The 18,131-nt window shown below is 55.6% G+C and carries 12 protein-coding genes; 7 read left to right on the top strand and 5 right to left on the bottom strand.

Annotated features, from left to right (window positions below; translation table 11 throughout):
• Positions 1-2 precede the first annotated feature (2 nt).
• Positions 3-1,655, top strand: coding sequence for an ATP-binding protein (locus tag ABH912_RS05235; RefSeq protein ID WP_429513050.1), 1,653 nt, complete (start codon positions 3-5; stop codon positions 1,653-1,655).
• 6 nt (positions 1,656-1,661) lie between these two features.
• Here ABH912_RS05235 and ABH912_RS05230 read toward each other — a convergent pair whose 3' ends face one another.
• From ABH912_RS05230 to ABH912_RS05210, 5 genes are all read right to left on the bottom strand, one after another.
• Positions 1,662-2,039 (bottom strand): response regulator, encoded by a 378-nt coding sequence (locus ABH912_RS05230; RefSeq protein WP_008146959.1) that lies wholly within the window; start codon positions 2,037-2,039, stop codon positions 1,662-1,664.
• A gap of 77 nt (positions 2,040-2,116) precedes the next feature.
• Positions 2,117-3,298, bottom strand: coding sequence for a hybrid sensor histidine kinase/response regulator (locus tag ABH912_RS05225; RefSeq protein ID WP_033054991.1), 1,182 nt, complete (start codon positions 3,296-3,298; stop codon positions 2,117-2,119).
• Entirely contained in the window at positions 3,292-3,885 is a 594-nt protein-coding gene (locus ABH912_RS05220; RefSeq protein WP_429509884.1) for a chemotaxis protein CheB, read from the bottom strand. Before ABH912_RS05220 ends, ABH912_RS05225 begins: the two co-directional genes overlap by 7 nt.
• Positions 3,882-4,715: a CheR family methyltransferase gene (locus ABH912_RS05215; RefSeq protein ID WP_429509882.1), complete on the bottom strand. Its 834-nt coding sequence runs from the start codon at positions 4,713-4,715 to the stop codon at positions 3,882-3,884. The genes ABH912_RS05220 and ABH912_RS05215 overlap by 4 nt, the downstream gene beginning before the upstream one ends.
• Positions 4,715-8,206, bottom strand: coding sequence for a response regulator (locus ABH912_RS05210; RefSeq protein ID WP_429509880.1), 3,492 nt, complete (start codon positions 8,204-8,206; stop codon positions 4,715-4,717). Before ABH912_RS05210 ends, ABH912_RS05215 begins: the two co-directional genes overlap by 1 nt.
• Before the next feature lie 261 nt (positions 8,207-8,467).
• On the opposite strand from ABH912_RS05210, the gene ABH912_RS05205 reads away from it, so the two are divergent.
• From ABH912_RS05205 to ABH912_RS05180, 6 genes are all read left to right on the top strand, one after another.
• A complete protein-coding gene (locus ABH912_RS05205) occupies positions 8,468-8,827 on the top strand; it encodes a response regulator (protein WP_033054995.1) in 360 nt (119 codons plus the stop codon).
• 165 nt (positions 8,828-8,992) lie between these two features.
• Positions 8,993-10,498 (top strand): PhoPQ-activated protein PqaA family protein, encoded by a 1,506-nt coding sequence (locus tag ABH912_RS05200; protein ID WP_429509878.1) that lies wholly within the window; start codon positions 8,993-8,995, stop codon positions 10,496-10,498.
• Positions 10,499-10,879: 381 nt separating this feature from the next.
• A complete protein-coding gene (locus ABH912_RS05195; protein ID WP_429509876.1) occupies positions 10,880-14,644 on the top strand; it encodes a hypothetical protein in 3,765 nt (1,254 codons plus the stop codon).
• A 114-nt stretch (positions 14,645-14,758) separates the two neighbouring features.
• Complete coding sequence (locus tag ABH912_RS05190) at positions 14,759-16,054, top strand: glycosyltransferase (protein WP_429509874.1); 1,296 nt, start codon at positions 14,759-14,761, stop codon at positions 16,052-16,054.
• A gap of 138 nt (positions 16,055-16,192) precedes the next feature.
• A complete protein-coding gene (locus ABH912_RS05185) occupies positions 16,193-17,050 on the top strand; it encodes a phospholipase (protein ID WP_429509872.1) in 858 nt (285 codons plus the stop codon).
• A 191-nt stretch (positions 17,051-17,241) separates the two neighbouring features.
• Positions 17,242-18,117: a phospholipase gene (locus tag ABH912_RS05180; protein WP_429509870.1), complete on the top strand. Its 876-nt coding sequence runs from the start codon at positions 17,242-17,244 to the stop codon at positions 18,115-18,117.
• Positions 18,118-18,131 lie beyond the last annotated feature (14 nt).

The following is an 18,131-nucleotide window of genomic DNA, read 5'->3' as shown; positions in this document are numbered from 1 at the left end:
CAATGTCCGAGCGCGCGATCATTCTCGCACCGCTGGGTCGCGACAGCCAGATTGCGCTGATGATGCTCAACGAAGCGGGTTACGACGGGGTGATTACTCGGGACCTGGTGGCGTTATGCAGCGAGCTGGAGCAAGGGGCAGGCTTGCTGTTGATCTCTTCCGAGGCGTTGTTGGGGGGTGATCTTGAACCGCTGCTCGGGCTGATCGAGCACCAGCCGGCCTGGTCGGACCTTCCGATTGTATTGATGACCCACCATGGCGGCCCGGAACAAAACCCGGCGTCGCGCTACGGCCCACAGCTGGGGAACGTGACCTTTCTTGAGCGCCCTTTTCACCCGGTCACATTGATCAGTCTGGTGACCACCGCATTGCGCGGACGTCGACGACAGTACGAAGCCAGGGACCGCCTGATCGATCTGAGTCAAAGCGAACTGCGGTTGCAAAACACCCTCGAAACCCTCGAACAACAGGTCGAGGAACGCACCGCCCAACTGCGCAACAATGAAGAAGCCCTGCGCCAATCGCAGAAAATGGAAGCGGTCGGCCAGCTCACCGGTGGCATTGCCCACGACTTCAACAACATGCTGACCGGCATCATCGGCAGCCTGGAGCTGCTGCGCCGACGTCTGGCCCGTGGGCGCACCGAAGATCTGGACAGCCTTATCGACCTGGGCGTGACCTCAGCCAACCGCGCTGCCGGCCTGACCCACCGTCTGCTGGCGTTCTCCCGGCGTCAGTCGCTGGACTCCAAACCCGTGAACATGAACACTCTGGTGGTGTCCATGGGCGAGTTGCTTGAGCGCAGCATCAACGAAACCATTCAGCTGGACATGCAACTGAACGAGCAACTCTGGGTGGCCGAGGCCGATCCCAACCAATTGGAAAGCGCCCTGCTCAATCTGGTGATCAATGCTCGGGATGCGATGCCCGATGGCGGCAAACTGGTGGTGAAAACCAGCAATCAGTATCTGGACATTGGCTTCACCAAGACCCAAAGCAACCTTCAACCGGGTGATTACGTGGTGCTGAGCGTCACCGACACTGGGTGCGGCATGCCGCAAAGCACCATCAGCCGAGCCTTTGATCCGTTCTTTACCACCAAGCCAATCGGCCAGGGCACAGGCCTCGGATTGTCGATGATCTATGGCTTCAGCAAGCAATCCCGCGGCCACGTCGCCATTCACAGTGAAGTGGGCGAAGGCACCACGGTGAGCCTGTTTCTCCCGCGATTCGGCGGTGACGTGCCTCAGGACAGTCCGGTGAACGTGCAGCACGCTCCTTTCGCGCAGAATGGCGAAACGGTGCTGATCGTCGAGGACGATCCGGCGGTGCGGGTGCTGGTCAGTACGGTGTTGAGTGATCTGGGCTATGCCTTCGTCGAGGCTGGCGATGCCGCCAGCGCGGTGCCGATTCTGGATTCCGGGCAGCGTATCGATCTGTTGATCAGCGACGTGGGATTGCCCGGCATGAATGGCCGGCAACTGGCGGAAATCGGCCGGCAATACCGACCGAATCTGAAGGTGTTGTTCATCACCGGCTACGCCGAACACGCGGCGGTGCGCGGCGGATTCCTTGATCCCGGCATGCAGATGATCACCAAACCGTTCACCTTCGACCTGTTGACGGCGAAGGTGCGGGAGATGATCCGCGTCTGAAAGTGCTTAAGAGAGCATTTCCTGCATAAGCTCTTGCAGCACATCCAGATCGAACGGCTTGGCCAGGATCGGCGCCTTACGGGTGATCGGGCTGTCCGTCTCGCGGATCTCCTGCGGATAACCGCTGATAAAGATCACCTTGAGTTCCGGTCGCAGCTTCACGGCAGGTTCGGCAATCTGGACGCCAGAGATTCCGCCCGGCAGGCGGAAATCGGTGATCATCATGTCCAGGTGCGGTTTGCTCGACAGAATCTCGAAGGCCTGCTCGCCGTTTTCGGCCTGCAATACCCGGTAGCCCTCACCCGACAGATAGGCCGACAGCACCATCAAAATCGAGGGGTCATCTTCGACGATCAATACGACGTCTTGTGCATCTTCACTCATGGGAAGCCTTTGTTCGATCAATAGCTGCTGATACGACCGTGGGGTCGATCAGAGGTTGCGTTTATCCGGCTATTTTCCTACAGCGGCAGACAAACGCGAAACAAGGCGCCTTCGCCAATCCGGCTTTCGACGGTAATGGAACCGCCATGGGCGGCCACAATCTGCTCGGAAATAAACAAGCCCAGGCCCAACCCCGCGACAGCGTGTTTGGCCGTGACGCGTTCGAACTGCTGGAAAATACGCTTCTGGTTCTCTTCGCCAATGCCGATCCCGAGATCGCGCACTTCCACCCGAGCCTGACCGCTCTCACTGTACACCTTAACGGTGATCGGACTCTTGGCGCCGTAACGCAAAGCATTGGTCAGCAAGTTGGAAATCACCTGTTCAATGCGGAATTCGTCCCAGCTACCCACCACCGGTTGCTCGGCCTCCAGGGTGATCGAGGACTCGGCAGCATCGACCTGTGGGGCAAAGTTCTGCAGCAAGCTGCGAACCAGCGCCGACAGATCGAAGCGCGTCGGCCGGATCGACAACTTGCCGGTGCGAATGCGCGATACATCGAGCATGTCTTCGATCAGCCGGATCAGGCTTTTGATCTGCCGCTCGTCGCGATCGACCATCGCGTGCATCTTGTCCAGCGTGAACGCCGCGGCGTTATCCCGGGCCAGGTGCATCTTGCGCAACTGGGTTTCGAGGATCAGGCCATTGAGCGGCGTGCGGACTTCGTGGGCGACGATGGACATGAAGTCATCACGCATGCGCACCGCTTGTTCCAGTTCCAGCTGGGCGCTCTGTAACTGCTTGAGCAGCGCTTCCTGCTCACGGCGGCTTTGCTCCAGCTCTTCGACCTGTTGTTTCATCGCCTTGCTTTGGCGATAAAGCTCGACGAACACGTTGACCTTGCTCTTGACCGCATGGATATCCAGCGGCTTGTAGAGGAAGTCCACGGCGCCGCTCTCATAGCCCTTGAACGCGTAGTTCAGCTCACGACCGGCGGCACTGACGAACACGATCGGGATGTTCTTGGTCTTTTCCGTGCCGCGCATCAGCTCGGCCAGTTCGAAGCCGTTCATGCCGGGCATCTGCACGTCGAGAATGGCCATGGCGAACTCGTGTTGCAGCAACAGCGACAAGGCTTCGTCGGCGGACAAGGCTTTATAGACGATACGGTCTTCGCGCCTGATCAACGCTTCAAGCGCCAACAAGTTCTCCGGCAGATCGTCGACGATCAGCAATTTGGCCTGGGTAGTACTTAGCATGCGATTCGTTCCAGCTCGACAAGCAGACGGCCGATGCCGCGTATAGGGAGGATGTGGTCTGGCTGGTGTAAATCAAGTGCAGCCCGGGGCATGGTTGCGACCTGGGCTTCATCCGGGTCCTGGACGATGGTCATGCCGCCACGGCGCTTGACCTGGGCCAGGCCGTGGGCGCCATCACGGTTGGCGCCGGTCAACAACACCGCGGCCAAGGCTGAACCGTAGGCATCGGCGGCCGACTCGAACAGGTAATCAATGGCCGGTCGCGAATAATGCACGCGGGCTTCCAGGCTCAAGGAAAAACTGCGGTCCTGCTCCACCGACAAGTGATAACCCGGTGACGCAAAATACAGCGTTCCGGCTTCGACCAGCGTCTTGTCGCGGGCTTCCAGCACAGGCATGGATACTCGCCGTGCGAACACCTCGGTCAGATGGCTTCGACGTACTTCCGGCAGGTGCAAAACCACGATGATCGGCAGCGTGAAGCCTTCTCGCAATGGGCTGAGGATACTCAGCAACGCCTCCACACCGCCGGCCGAGGCGCCGATCACGATAGCCTCTATAGAAGGCAAATCCGCTGCACTGTTCATGATTTGCGGTAAATCCGTTCTTGTTTGACCAACGGTTCGAACTGGTTGCCGTAGGCCGAGAAATCCACGGTTTCCTTGCTGCCCAGCACCAAAAATCCTCGATGGCAAAGGGAATCATGAAACAAACCGAACGCACGATCCTGAAGCTTTTTGTTGAAGTAAATCAAAACATTACGACACGAAATTAATTGAGTTTCTGAAAAGACACTGTCAGTCGCCAGGCTGTGATCGGCGAAGGTCACGTTCTCACACAGTGTCTTGTCGAAAATGGCGTAACCGTAAGCCGCCGTGTAGTAGTCGGCGAACGAACGCTGGCCACCTGCCTGCTGGTAGTTATGAGTGTAGGCGCGGACATTCTCCATGGAGAAAATCCCCTGCTTGGCTTTGTCCAGCGAGCGCGGGTTGATGTCAGTGGCGTAGATGATGGTGCGATCGAGTAAGCCTTCTTCGCGCAACAGAATCGCCATCGAAAAGACCTCTTCACCCGTGCTGCAACCGGCGATCCAGATCTTGATCGAGGGGTACGTCTTGAGCAGCGGCACCACTTCCTGACGGATCGCGAGGAAATGCGAAGGATCGCGGAACATCTCGCTGACCGGGATCGTCAGCAGTTGCAGCAACTGCATGAACGCCGTCGGGTCGTGCAGGACCTTTTCCTGCAACGCTGAAATGGTCGTGCACTCGAACTGGCTCAACGCGTGATTGACCCGGCGCTTGATCGAAGCGCCGGAGTAATCGCGGAAGTCATAGCTGTATTTGAGGTAGATCGCCTCGATCAACAAGCGAATTTCGATCTCGCTATTTCGTTCCACTGAAAAATTGCGTTCCACTAAATGCGTTCCATCTTCGGTAACCACACGCGAATCAGCGAGAACAGGCGATCCAGGTCTATGGGCTTGGCCAGGTAATCGTTGGAGCCCGCTTGCAAGCAGCGCTCCTGATCGTCCTTCATGGCCTTGGCCGTCACCGCAATGATCGGCAGCTTGCGCCAGCGCGGGTCCTTGCGGATCTCGATGGTGGCTTCGTAACCGTCCATCTCCGGCATCATCACGTCCATCAACACCAAATCGATGTCCTCGACTTCATTCAGTCTTTCAATCGCTTCACGGCCGTTTCGGCCGATGACCACGACTGCACCCTTTTGCTCCAGGGCACTGGTGAGGGCGAAGATATTGCGTACATCGTCGTCCACCAGCAGCACCTTGCGACCCTCGAAGACCTTGTCGCGACTGCGCGCGGTCTTGAGCATCCTCTGGCGTTCATGGGACAACCTGGATTCGACTTTGTGCAGAAAAAGAGTGACCTCATCCAGCAAACGCTCTGGCGAGCGCGCGCCCTTGATGATGATCGAGCGCGAATACTTGCGCAGCTCGGCCTCTTCGTCCCGGGTCAGATTGCGCCCGGTGTAGACAATCACTGGAGGGAACGAGCAGATATCTTCGGTGGACATGCGCTTGAGCAGGTCGTTGCCGAGCATGTCCGGCAACTTCAGGTCGATGATCATGCAATCGAAAATCGTCGTGCGCAGCAAGTTCAGCGCGTCCTGCGCAAGGCCAACGGCAGTGATCTCGATGTCATCGTCGCCGATCAGCCGGGCAATGCTGTCACGCTGCAGATCATCGTCTTCGACCAGCAGGACGCGTTTGACCTTTTGGGTCAGCTTGGCCTCAAGGCGGGCAAACACGTCCTTGAGCTCTTCACGGGTAGTCGGTTTGACCGCGTAACCGATGGCGCCCATGTGCATCGCGGCTTCGGCCCGGTCTTCCGACGAAATCACATGCACCGGAATGTGCCGGGTTTCAGCGTGCTCCTTCAGGCGTTGCAACACACTCAACCCGGAGTGATCCGGCAGACGTATGTCCAGCAGAATGGCGTCCGGGATGAATTCCCTGGCCAGGTCGTAACCCTCGTCCCCCCCGTGCGCCACCAGGCACTGATAACCCAGCTCATGCGCCAGGTCGTAAAGGATATTGGCGAAGTTCGGCTCGTCCTCCACCACCAGAATGCAACGAGTGGCGAATGGGGCCTTGGTGCGATCGTCGTCGAAACGCGGGATATCGACTTCGGCAATCAACGGCACCAGCGCGGCGGGCGTCACTCTGGGCGTAATGGCCACCGGCGTGGCTCTCATCGGTTCGACAGGCTCCTCGCCCGGTTCAACGTAATGCTGCGGCAAAACCAGCGTGAACACACTGCCCTGCCCCGGCTCGCTGGTGACACTGATGGAACCGCCGAGCAAGGCGGCCAGGTCACGGGAAATCGACAAGCCCAGGCCGGTACCGCCGTAACGGCGATTGGTGGTGCCATCGGCCTGGCGGAAGGCTTCGAAAATGCTGTCCTGTTGATCCGCGGCAATGCCAATCCCCGAATCGCGAATGATAAAGGCGATACCGTCGCCTGGCTGGCTGGCGACCGTCAGGCTGACCGTGCCTCTTTCGGTGAATTTCACCGCGTTGGACAGCAGGTTCTTGATGACCTGCTCCAGACGCTGGCGGTCGGTGTAGATCATCATCGGCGCACTGGCCTGCACCTCGACCTGGAAATCCAGTTTCTTGTCGCTCGCCAAGGGCTCAAACATCCCCCGCAAACCATCCACCAGACGGGCGACGCTGGCGTTCTCCGGTCGCATCTCAAGCTTGCCGGCCTCGACCTTGGAAATGTCGAGAATGTCGTTGATCAAGTTGAGCAAATCATTACCGGCGGAGTAGATCGACTCGGCAAACTTGACCTGCTCGGCGCTGAGGTTTTCCTGGGGGTTTTCCGCCAGCAACTTGGCCAGGATCAACGAGCTGTTCAGCGGCGTGCGCAACTCATGGGACATGTTGGCGAGGAATTCAGACTTGTACTTGCTCGAGCGCTGCAACTCTTCGGCGCGTTCTTCGAGCTGGATCTGGGCCTGATTGAGCTCGGTGTTTTTCAGGTCCATGACGTCGCGCTGGTCGGCGAGGATCTGCGCTTGTTCGGCGAGTTGCTCATTGGTTTGTTCAAGCTCGACCTGCTGGGTTTCCAGGTGCGCCTGAGATTCCTTGAGAATCCGCGACTGCTCTTCCAGCTCTTCGTTGGCGGTCTTGAGCTCTTCTTGCTGAACCTGCAGCTCTTCGTTGAGCTGTTGGGTTTCGGCCAGCACTTCTTGCAAGCGCTGGCGATAGCGAGCGGCCTCGATGGACGTGCCGATGTTGCCGGCAATCAGTTCAAGCAATTCGACATCACGGTCCGTCAGCGGGCGCAGGAAGCCCAGTTCGATCACACCGTTGACCCGGTCGTCGTCACTGGTCGGCACGACCAGCACGCTATGGGGCAACCCTTCGCCCAGGCCGGAGCTGACCTTGAAGTAATCGCTCGGCACGTCATCAAGACGAATCAAGCGAGCCTGGTTCGCCACCTGGCCGACAATGCCTTCATCGCTGTAAATCTGCTGTTCGCGCGCTTCCTGCTCACGGGAAAAACCGTAAGAGGCAATGCGCTTGAGACCGCCATGTTCTTCGCGGACATAGATGGCTGCGACGGCGGTGCCCAAGTACTGCGCGCAGAACTGCAGGATGTTGCGGCCCAGCAGATTAAGCGACAGTTGCCCCAGCACTTGCTCGGCCAGTTCGGTCTGGCCATTGCGCAGCCAGGCCTGTTGTTTCAGACGCTTGGCGCTGGCCTGTTGCGCGGCGAGGTTGGCGCTGTAGCTTTGTGAAAGGTTGAGCAAATCCCGACGGCCAATGTAGGCCAGCAATGCGCTGATCCCGGCGATGAACAACAGATAAAGGCTGATGCTCCAGATCGTGGTGCGGCGCACGTCCTCGTTGCGCGTGGCGCGCAACTGCTGCTCCATATCGATCACGTCTTCGAATTGCTTGCGGATCTCATCAGTCAGCCGCTTGCCGCGCCCGGCCTTGACCGCGCTGCGGTAATCGCCGCTGGCGCGCTGCAATTCAATGAGTGTCTGCGCGTAAGTGGCCCACTCATTCTGCAAGGCCTGGAGCCGGTGCAGACGGTCGGTCTGCACCGGGTTGTCCGCGGTCATTTCAAGCAAGGTATTGAGGGCGACAGCGATTCGAGGCTTGGCCGTTTCGTAGGGTTCAAGGAAGTGCTCGTCGCCAGTGAGCAGGAAGCCGCGCATACCGGTTTCCAGATCGACGGTCAGTTTGATCGATTCATTGGCGTTATTGATCACCCGGTCGGTGTGTTCGACCCACTGGATCATCGACAACAGATAAGTGATCAGAGAAACAAAGAACACTGCGCTGAGCACGCCGACACCCAATGGCAGGCTGACGTTGCGGCTCAGGAGTTTGCGGAATCGTTGCTCATCAACCGAAGACGCGGATGTCATGGGGGAAACCTTGTCGAACTGTTGAAAACCAAGGAGTTTGCCCCAAAAGCGCCGGATTGATCCAATTTTCTGACACCTTTTCGCGCAAAATCCCACATTCCACTGCTCCAGCGCAAAGGAGCGGTTATCCTTGCCAACACTTGTGCGGCTATTCTTTTTTCTACCGCGTGGGAACTTGTCGGGCTCCGAAACTTACTCAAGCAAGAGCCCGGCGATCTAGATCGGCCGACAACCGCGAATTCAACCTCTGAGAACCCCACTATGTCCGCCACCGCGTCCATCATCCTTGTAGTCGAAGACGACGCCATCGTGCGCATGCTGATTGTCGATGTGCTGGAGGAACTTGAGTTCAAGGTGCTCGAGGCCGATGGCAGTGAAAAGGCACTGGAGTTCCTCAACGATGAAGACCAGTACATCGACTTAATGATGACCGATGTCGGTTTGCCGGTGATGGATGGGCGTCAACTGGCCACCCAGGCCCGGATGCTGCGCCCCGAACTGCCCATCCTGTTTGCCAGTGGTTATGCCGAAACCCTTGATGTGCCCGCAGGCATGTCAGTGATCGGCAAGCCGTTTTCGATTGATCAGCTGCGCGACAAGGTCAAAGGCATGCTGGCCTGAGACAGTTGACTGGGCATCCTGGCCCCACCACTTTTCTGCATAAACCAACGTAAGGCTGCATTTTTCGGCGTTTTTGGGCGTTGACCTGTCAAGTTTGACAGTAGAAAAGACCGCCCGCCTGGCGTTTGATTGGACCGGTGACCCCACTCATAAGGAACCGAGTCCATGCCGAGTCGAACCGAACGCTACGCACGTTATTTGAAAATCAGCGGATTATTGCTGATGCTCATCGCCGGATATGGTTGCCAGTCAGCCTCTTCCGACAATCCCCAGCACTGCTTTGAACAGAGCGGACAGGCGTTCAGCGAAGTATTGAACTGCTATCGCAACGCCCAAGCGACACAACCGCTACGCTACATCAGCAAGGGACAAGAGCAACAACCCGGCGTCAACATCCGGCGCTTCGAGTTGACGTCACAGTCCTGGGGCCAGGGCGGTCAAGTCACTCCGGCGAACTGGACCCATGGCGTCGACCTGTACATTCCCGACAACGTCAAGGGTACGCGCGCCGTGCTGGTCGCCAATGACGGCGTCAACAACCCTTTGCCCGGTGAGTCTCCGGGAGCACCCAACAACTTTTCGCAGCAAACACTGCTCAACATTGCCCGGCAAACCGGTTTGATCGTAGTGGCTGTCAGCAATGTCCCTAACCAGTATTTGACCTACAGCGATGACGGCGTGCCGCGCACAGAAGATGGCAGTGTTGCCCACAGCTGGAAACTATTCATGCAGGCCCCGGAACAACAGCCCTTTATGTCGCTGCATGTGCCGATGATGGAAGCGCTGGTCAAGGCCATGGACCTGGCGCAAAAGGAAACGCAGCCGGGCCAGGTGGTCAGTTTTCTTGCCACCGGCGCGTCGAAACGCGGTTGGGCGGTATGGCTGTCCGCCCTTGCGGACTCACGCGTCGATAGCATCGTGCCGTTTGTCATCGACGTCTTGAACACGGACAAAGTGTTCGACCAGACGTTTCTGGCCTACGGCGGTAACTGGCCACTGGCGTACATCGACTACTACTTGCAAGGTGTGATCGCCCAACGCAAGACCGAGCCGTTCAAGAAGCTGATGCAGGTCGAGGATCCGATGACCTATCGGAATCTGTCCGGCTACACCGACCGCTTGAAGATCCCGAAATACATCGTCAACGCCAGTGGCGATGACTTCTTCATCCCGGATGCTTCACGTCAGTATTTTCCGGACCTGCCGGGTGACAATACACTTCGGGTCATTCCCAATTCCGCCCACGATGTGCGGGCGTTTGTTGAAGCGAACCTGATTCCTTATATCAAACGGCGGCAGACCGGCCATACCGCACCAAGGTTAAAAGCACAGGAACAGCGCCTGGATGCCACATCGTCCAAGTTGCACCTGACCTTGTCCGAAATACCGATCAGGTTGACCCAGTGGACAGCCCGTAATCCGCAGGCTCGGGACTTCCGGTACAACTGCGGCGTGCGCTACACCGCAGCACAATTGCCGGTCTCAATGGACGTCCAGACGACTCTCCGTGCTCCCAAGGTGGGTTGGAGCGCAGAGTTCTTCGAAGCTGAGTACGCGGACGGCGTTGTCGAAACGACGATGGTCAAGGTTCTTCCGGAAACGTATCCGAATCAGGCACCACCCGCCGATGAGGCGTTTTGCAGAACGCTACCCGCCACCCAGGGTCAGTAAATCAAGACACGACAATCTCAACCCTTTTGCTCTGTGGGGTTGTCGTGTTTCTTTTAGACAAATCAATATAAGAAACGAGCATGGCAATACTCAGACACCTGCCTTTCAAATAATGGATTTAGCTCAGAACAGGTCACAATGTTAACAGGATGAAAAATAGTCCAGTCGATTGTGGTTCAATCTCATTCTGCCTGCCTTCAACCCGCTGTTCGCATCCAGTTATAGCGAAGAGCTCCCTAACAACATGGCAGCAAACTAAAGCCGTCATTATTTTCATTTTCAGGAAAATGCAACACGCACTTACATACACTCACTTGCGACCATTCAAACATTAAAAGAGGATGCCTCAAACACACCACCCAGAAATTAGATAGACTCACCATGACCATTATAAATTCAGACACTACCTTTCAAAGACACCTATCAAGACCTTCAGGTTATATCCAACCCAAAGACCACAACAGTCAAAAAGATAATATCGAACGACAGGAAATCCTCAGCAAATTAAAGCGTCGCGCGCAAGACCAACGTTACTCCAAGGAAGTCAGTCTGGAAGGTGCTTCCATCTCCCTGGAGTCTGGCTCATCGCTGGAAGAAGCTCTCCAGCCGGCAAGGGTCATGTTGCGAAACATGGTCGAAAAAGCCTCTTTCAAAAAACTTTTGATGAAACTCCAGCTCTCCGAACATTCACTGTTTGAAGTGACCGCTGATGGTCAGGTCAAGGCACACTATGCAGGCAAAACTTTGAGTTTTGAGGGTGCATCCAAACTGGCTCCGGACCTGAACGATGATCTTGTTGTATTGGTTGAAATGGCGCAATTGACCGGTGGCGTCGTCACCCTTGATGACCAGGTCAGCCTGACTCAATGGTTGAAATTCCATCGTTACCTCCTCCCTCGGACGGTAATCGATGCCCAGAACCTGATTGCATTCCTGGAACAGCGAAATCCCGTCAGTCCGACATTCGGCAACTATTGGGAATTGATAAAGGCGGGGAAAAACAATCCACTCACTATGTCATCAGCACAGTGCAACCGGCTTCGAGCGCTTATCAAGGAATACATCAGGGGCCAGTCATTATTGGAACATCTGTCAGGCACCATTCTGGGTGGACAATCCACTCCCTTCAAACGATCTGATGCGGAGTTTTATCTGAAAACGCTTGTTTCCAGCTCCATTGCTCTTATCTGGGCAAAAGGTTTTGTACGAGACCTGGACTGGTATGGTGCGCAAGAAAATCAGCCCTTATCGGACGAGTCTCTCCAGCAAATACTTTTGACCGCGCTATTGTTGGATCTCCATCCGATGGTCGGGGGGCAAGAGCCGCGCAATCAAGTGGCCGGTTTCGATCTCTATGCGGCCCAACACATAGAGAAGTCTTTTGCCAGTGTTCAAACGGAATTCGAAAAACATCTGATCAATAACCACCGGATCACTGAACAAAACGCAGCACTGGCCTCGCATTTATTGCTGGCCGGCACCGCGCCGGAGTTCCTGGTCAAGGACTTGCCGCCTACTCTTCTATTAGGCACCCCGCAATGGGTTGATTACTGCCGGACCATCGCGGTGCAGGAAATCATTTCACCGGGATCGTCGCGCTCAATGACCCATGCGCAAATACAACACCTGATGAAGTCCGAGTCAGTCACCGAGTCGCAACAGACACTCAATGCCTTGGCTGCTGTAGACCCAGTGATCGACTGGGCGTTGCTCAACGGCATCGTCACCCACAGTGGAGTGAATCGGTCAGCCAAGGATTCGCTTGAAGTGGCAGTGGCCGCTTACGCCCGCCATGCGAAAACCTTTGCTGAAACGGCTGATGCGTTGTCTCGCCCCTTGCCGACCCGCAAGAGCGTCGCCCTGGACATCCTCAAGCAAGTCGCCAAGGGATGCACCTATCTTGAAATTGACGTCCTTCACCAAAAGCGCAATCGAACACTGGTAGACGCCTATGCCAAACCGTTTCTCATATCCCCTGTAGAACTGCACATGTCCAACGACCTGCAGACAGGTGATTGGGACTTGAAACATGGAGAGAGTATTTATCAAGCGTTTCCAAAGATGCTCCCCAATCTGATTTCCCCTGATGGAGAGTTTTACCGCCAATTCAATCGGGACTATGTGTCACATGCACAGGCCATGAGTACGCATTTGAAACTGGCCCTTTCATCCTTGCCGCTTCCTGACCGGGCGCAGCTGCTGCGCGGACAGGTGACGATATTCGCTGTACGGCCTTCAGTCGCCAAGCTTCATCCAATCACCCGCCCCCCCATGAATCCATTATCGGCAACCCTTGACGTCATCCTGAAAGTGCAGAATCGGGTTCCCATGGAGAGTCAGAAAGACAAAGAGCAGGCCACCGGTCGTTACGGCGTGGTGGTGTGTACCTACTTCGAAGGACGACTGAGTTGTTATGAGTTGTTCACCTTGCACGGCGTCTGTCGTGAAAACGCGGAGCTGGCCGAGCTGATCGAAAGGGAGAACCTGTTACACACAAGCCCCCGCAGCAGTGGAAAATACCACTCCCATCCGGCACCGGTGCATCAACTGCCCACGGACATTGAGTGCTACACCCATGCAGTCACACCTGGCCTCGTCAATACCAGTCGCGGCGTCATTGAAAAAATCGGTGAACTATCAGCGACACACCTGCCTTCGAACACTGAAAGCAAAGGCTATTACCAAAGTTTCTATTCAAGTGAATTCCACCCGCTCGCGAACTTCGTCCTCAAGCACCGGCCAATCGCAACCTACGATGAGTTGGTAAAAGAATGTTGGGGGCAAACCCGACTGGAGGCATTGCGCGCAGAACGTGAAGAAGATCTGAACACGTTTCTCAATATTGTCGTACCGTTTAAATCATGCATCGAAGACATCAGCTCAGACGACCTGGATCGACAGTTCCAAGGAGTAGCTGCGTGCACCCTGGAAGCCGCGATGACACTTCTGTTAGTGGTCGGAGCCATCGCTAAGGTAGCCAGTATTGCCGCCAGAAGCATGACCCTTGCAACGAAAGCCAGCGCCATGGCCAAGACTGGCCTGGGCCTGGTGAGCAGCTTGCTGAATCCGCTGGATGGCGTTCCGGACTTGCTTAAGGGTGGCGCAAAACTGTTGCGCAAAGGTTTTAACGGGAGTATCGCGGCCTTGGAAAACGCCACTTCCGATTTTCGCAAGTTGACGAGTCAGACTCAATTCGAGCAGTTGGCCAGAGCCGGCGATCCAGACATCATTCGTCTTGGAACCTGGCGCCCCGTGGAGTCTTCGAAAGACCTTTTCCGGGTCTGGGGTATACGCCAGAACGACCATTGGTACGCACTCAACCGGCACGGTCAGCCATGGGGAGCGAAGCTCAAAAACTTCGAACCAACGAAAATCTGGCATCTGTTCAAGCTGGATAAGCTGATGCCGGCATCGTACACCCGCAAACTGCTCAAGGACGCGTTGCCAGCCTCTAAAGCAAAGGTCGACGATGCTATCAGAGTCCTGACGGACGCCTCACTTGAAACCGACTCCGGGAAGATTGTGAAACTGCTGTTAGGTGACAACTCCAGCCAAGGTAGACGCAAACTTCTGAATCACCTGAACGAAGTAAAAAACGATGTTGCCAAAGTCACACCCGACAACTTTGTCCTGGACACCGCGGAGTCGCAAAGTTACGCAGCCCTGAACCCGGCCTGGTATGCAGAATGGGCACGCGCAACCCCGAAAGACGCAGCCCAAAAGAAGTTCATGCGCATCTATACTCATAACTTCAATCGGCAGTACCGTACTGAAGGCTATAGCCATGATGTACTCGCCGATGACATTGTTCATGAGTTGTTTCATGGCGCCCCCAACACACTGGATCACTCCTATGCCCACAATCCAATATCCGGACGCCAAGGTAACTACCAACGAGTGGATGTTGCTCCGCTGATGAACCTGGCATCCGGCCACCTGCGTGATCTGGACACCCTGAAAGTGATCGACAAGGCCAACGCTTTCAATAATGCGGATTCGTTCGCACTGACCACTTCACTGCTTAGCCAGTTATCGAAAGATCCAGTCTCGTACCGGCTAAACATTGAGACGATGTTGAAGGCGCTCGAAAGAAGCCAGAACGGCTACATCGGCTGGGAGGTGCTTGTGAAGTTGAATCCGGTTTAAGCCGCACGATCTGCCGCAGGGGGGGCCTGCGGCAGATTGACTGAATGGAAAGAACTGACTGTGGTTTAATTGCGCGCTTTTTCGACGCCCAGTGCCCGCATCAAGGAATGCCCCATGAGTCAGCCCTCCTCCACCAAAGTCCTGATCATCGGTTACGTCTGGCCCGAGCCTCGCTCTTCGGCGGCCGGCGGGCACATGATGCAAATTCTCGAGACGTTCTTGCAGCAAGGCTGGGACATTACTTTCAGTAGCCCGGCCGGCACCGGTGAGCACCGGGCAGACCTGACGGTCTTGGGCATTCGCGAAGTCCCGATCGAATTGAACAGCAGCAGTTTCGACACGTTCATCAGCGAACTGGCCCCGGATATCGTTCTGTTCGATCGGTTCATGATGGAAGAACAGTTCGGCTGGCGCGTCGAAAAACACTGCCCCGATGCCTTGCGCGTGCTTGAGACCTCCGACCTGCAAAGCCTGCGGGATGCCCGCCATCAACGCCTCAAGGAGCGATTGAAGGCCAGTGACGACGCCAATGACTTCAATCAACTGTTCGCGCCGGCGTTACGTGAAGAGTTTGAGCTCATGGCCGAGACCGATCTGGCCAAACGGGAAATCGCAGCGATTTATCGTTGCGACTTGAATCTGATGATTTCCGAAGTAGAGATTGAGTTGCTGGCCGAGCAATTCAAACTACCGCGCCACTTGCTGCACTGGTGCCCGCTGATGGTCGATCTACCGAGCATGCCATCGGTTTCTTTTGACGACCGCGAGCACTTCCTCAGCATCGGCAACTTCCGTCATGCGCCCAACTGGGATGCGGTGCTCTGGATGAAAACCACTATCTGGCCGCTGATCCGCGAACAACTGCCAAAGGCTCAATTGCACATCTACGGTGCTTACACACCGCCCAAAGCGACTGCGCTGCACAACCCTGGGCAGGGGTTTCATGTAATGAACTGGGCGGAAGATGCGTTAAAAGTCATGTCTGGCGCACGGATTTGTCTGGCCCCCCTACGCTTCGGTGCCGGCATCAAAGGCAAGATTGTCGACGCCATGTTGTGCGGCACGCCCACCATCACCACACCAATTGGCGCAGAAGCGATGCATGGCGAACATCTCTGGCCGGGGGCTGTGACCCGAACAGCACAGGCGTTCGCCGATTGCGCGGTTCAGCTGTACAAGGACGAGGCTCTGTGGACGGACGCCCAATCCCGAGGGAAGACATTACTGGCCGATCGTTATCGACAATCGGAACATGGCCCCGCGCTGATCGAAAAGTTGTTGTATTGCCAACAACACCTGGCACAACTTAGAAGTGACAACTTTACGGGAAGCATGTTGCGTCATCACCATCACAAAAGCACGCAATACATGGCACAATGGATTGAAGCGAAGAATCGAATTTCGTTATAGCCCCCACACTAACAACAAACATTTTGCATTATCACTATTATTGACCGACCCCAGCATCCTCCTTATAAACACCTGGCCGAACTTAATTAAGTTCAGCACTACCAACCCTTCTTATAAATTAATGCAAGGATGCATTAAATGAGCAACTACGCCAATAATAACTGGATGGCCGCCACGCCAGCCATTGACACTTTATCGCTCTGCGAACTGACGCTGCCTGGCACTCATAATGCTGGCTGCGACTGGAAAGCCCCCTGGCCGTTATTCGGCCCTCCCGCCCACTGGGTAGCCTGTCAGCATGAATCGTTCTACCACCAACTGTGTCATGGGTCCCGAGCACTTGATGCCCGTTTGATGTATGACGCCACTGCTCCGGGGTTAGGAAAATTCATATTTTTACATGACCGTCACCGTTCTAACCGCACGTTGGGACACCTGGTAACCGATCTGAATAAATTCCTTATGGAAAACCCTGATGAGTTTGTCATTCTGGATTTCCACCAACTCAAGGACGGCGAGCATCGATTTGACTTCAAATACTTCAACGACATGATGTTGAGGTTTATCGGCCATCGGATGATTCCTGCCCAAAACCAGGGCCTGAGCCTTAATAGCCTCAAGAAAATCAGCCCACTGCAAAGGGTACTGGTCGCGGCCCCATGGCACAGTGCACTTGATCGAAATGTGTTTCACGAGCAGATCGGGCACAAATGGTCTGGCAGCGGTATCACCAATACCGCTGATTTGAAACAGCACGTTATTAATGTACTGAAAAACCCGCCAGGCACATGGGCACCGTGGTCGCTTTCCGCCACCAGCTACAGCGCTCTTGGGGGCCCCGTAGATATTCATGACGAACTTAACGCCTGGTTCGATCCGAAGAAAAGCGACTGGGCGTCAAAGTGCAACATCATCAATGTCGACTTTATGGAAGAGTCCAACATGGTCTCTTATTGCCGAACTATAAACCTGACCAAAGCGAGCAAGCGAAATTAACCATTTTCGCGCCATCAAATAGCTATTCTTGTGTAAGTGTTTCCGACGCTGGCAATACTGCCACGCCCCCCTATGCTGGGTCATGAAAACCTTTTGTCTCAGGCGAGTGATACAGATGTGGCACCCAGTCACCTCCGACACATGAACTTCTTCTCCCCACGGATGGGGCGAATCAACGACAAGGAACTGTCATGACCCGCAATACAGCAACCACACTCGACAAACAGAAATGGATGAGCAACGTACTGGATATCGGTCGGTTGAAGCTGACCGATATTATCTGGCCCGGCACGCACAACGCTGGCATGGACAAAAAAGCACCCAACTATGAGGTGGTGGTAGGCAACTGGACGACGTGCCAGAACGACTCATTTGCCTGGCAACTGGCCAACGGCGCACGGGCGTTCGATATCCGGCTTGGCTGCACCGCCGGCCCGGTAGTCCCGGTGTTCTACTTCCATCACAACGGCTATCAGTCCCACCGCATTCTTGATGAACTGATCGACGCGGTGACGACATTCCTCGACCGAAACCCGAACGAATTCATCGTCCTCGACTTCCACCAGTTAGGGGATGCGGCGAAGCCTTTCGACTACCAACAACTCAATAAACTTCTGATGCGCGGCCTGGGCTCGCGCTTGATCCGACCTTCGCACGCGCGCAGTACCGTGGAACAGCTCAAGCGCGCCAGTTCGCAGCGCCGCATTGTCATGGCCGCCCCGGCGAAACCAGGACTCGACAGTGAGTATTTCTGGCCGAAAATACCTCACAAATGGAACGGCAAGGTATTCACCGACACCCTCGATCTGCAATCGCATATCCAGACCACCCTTTTGGGGGCACCTTACGAGACATTTCTATGGTCGTTGCCTGCGACCTGCTATTCGCTGCTGGGTGGCCCGCAGCACATCAAAAACCAAATCAATGACTGGTTCCACACCTCCCGCGACTGGGTCACCCGTTGCAGCATCATCAGTACCGATTTTTTTGATGAGGCAGATATTGTCCGCTACTGCTGGAGCGCCACCAGCATGAAAGCCGTTTACGGAGACAGGTTGCATGCATAGGCGAAAGCCAAAGC

Source organism: Pseudomonas sp. BT76 TE3572 (assembly GCF_050435365.1).
Classification (GTDB): Bacteria; Pseudomonadota; Gammaproteobacteria; order Pseudomonadales; family Pseudomonadaceae; genus Aquipseudomonas; species Aquipseudomonas fluorescens_W.
Note: the sequence above shows the minus strand (reverse complement) of the source record. Positions and strands in the feature narration are given on the sequence as shown.

Excerpts from the sequence above, each read along its gene's own strand:
- ABH912_RS05235 (WP_429513050.1), top strand. The coding sequence starts at position 3 with ATGTCCGAGCGCGCGATCATTCTCGCACCGCTGGGTCGCGACAGCCAG.
- ABH912_RS05230 (WP_008146959.1), bottom strand. The coding sequence starts at position 2,039 with ATGAGTGAAGATGCACAAGACGTCGTATTGATCGTCGAAGATGACCCC.
- ABH912_RS05225 (WP_033054991.1), bottom strand. The coding sequence starts at position 3,298 with ATGCTAAGTACTACCCAGGCCAAATTGCTGATCGTCGACGATCTGCCG.
- ABH912_RS05220 (WP_429509884.1), bottom strand. The coding sequence starts at position 3,885 with ATGAACAGTGCAGCGGATTTGCCTTCTATAGAGGCTATCGTGATCGGC.
- ABH912_RS05210 (WP_429509880.1), bottom strand. The coding sequence starts at position 8,206 with ATGACATCCGCGTCTTCGGTTGATGAGCAACGATTCCGCAAACTCCTG.
- ABH912_RS05205 (WP_033054995.1), top strand. The coding sequence starts at position 8,468 with ATGTCCGCCACCGCGTCCATCATCCTTGTAGTCGAAGACGACGCCATC.
- ABH912_RS05200 (WP_429509878.1), top strand. The coding sequence starts at position 8,993 with ATGCCGAGTCGAACCGAACGCTACGCACGTTATTTGAAAATCAGCGGA.
- ABH912_RS05195 (WP_429509876.1), top strand. The coding sequence starts at position 10,880 with ATGACCATTATAAATTCAGACACTACCTTTCAAAGACACCTATCAAGA.
- ABH912_RS05190 (WP_429509874.1), top strand. The coding sequence starts at position 14,759 with ATGAGTCAGCCCTCCTCCACCAAAGTCCTGATCATCGGTTACGTCTGG.
- ABH912_RS05185 (WP_429509872.1), top strand. The coding sequence starts at position 16,193 with ATGAGCAACTACGCCAATAATAACTGGATGGCCGCCACGCCAGCCATT.
- ABH912_RS05180 (WP_429509870.1), top strand. The coding sequence starts at position 17,242 with ATGACCCGCAATACAGCAACCACACTCGACAAACAGAAATGGATGAGC.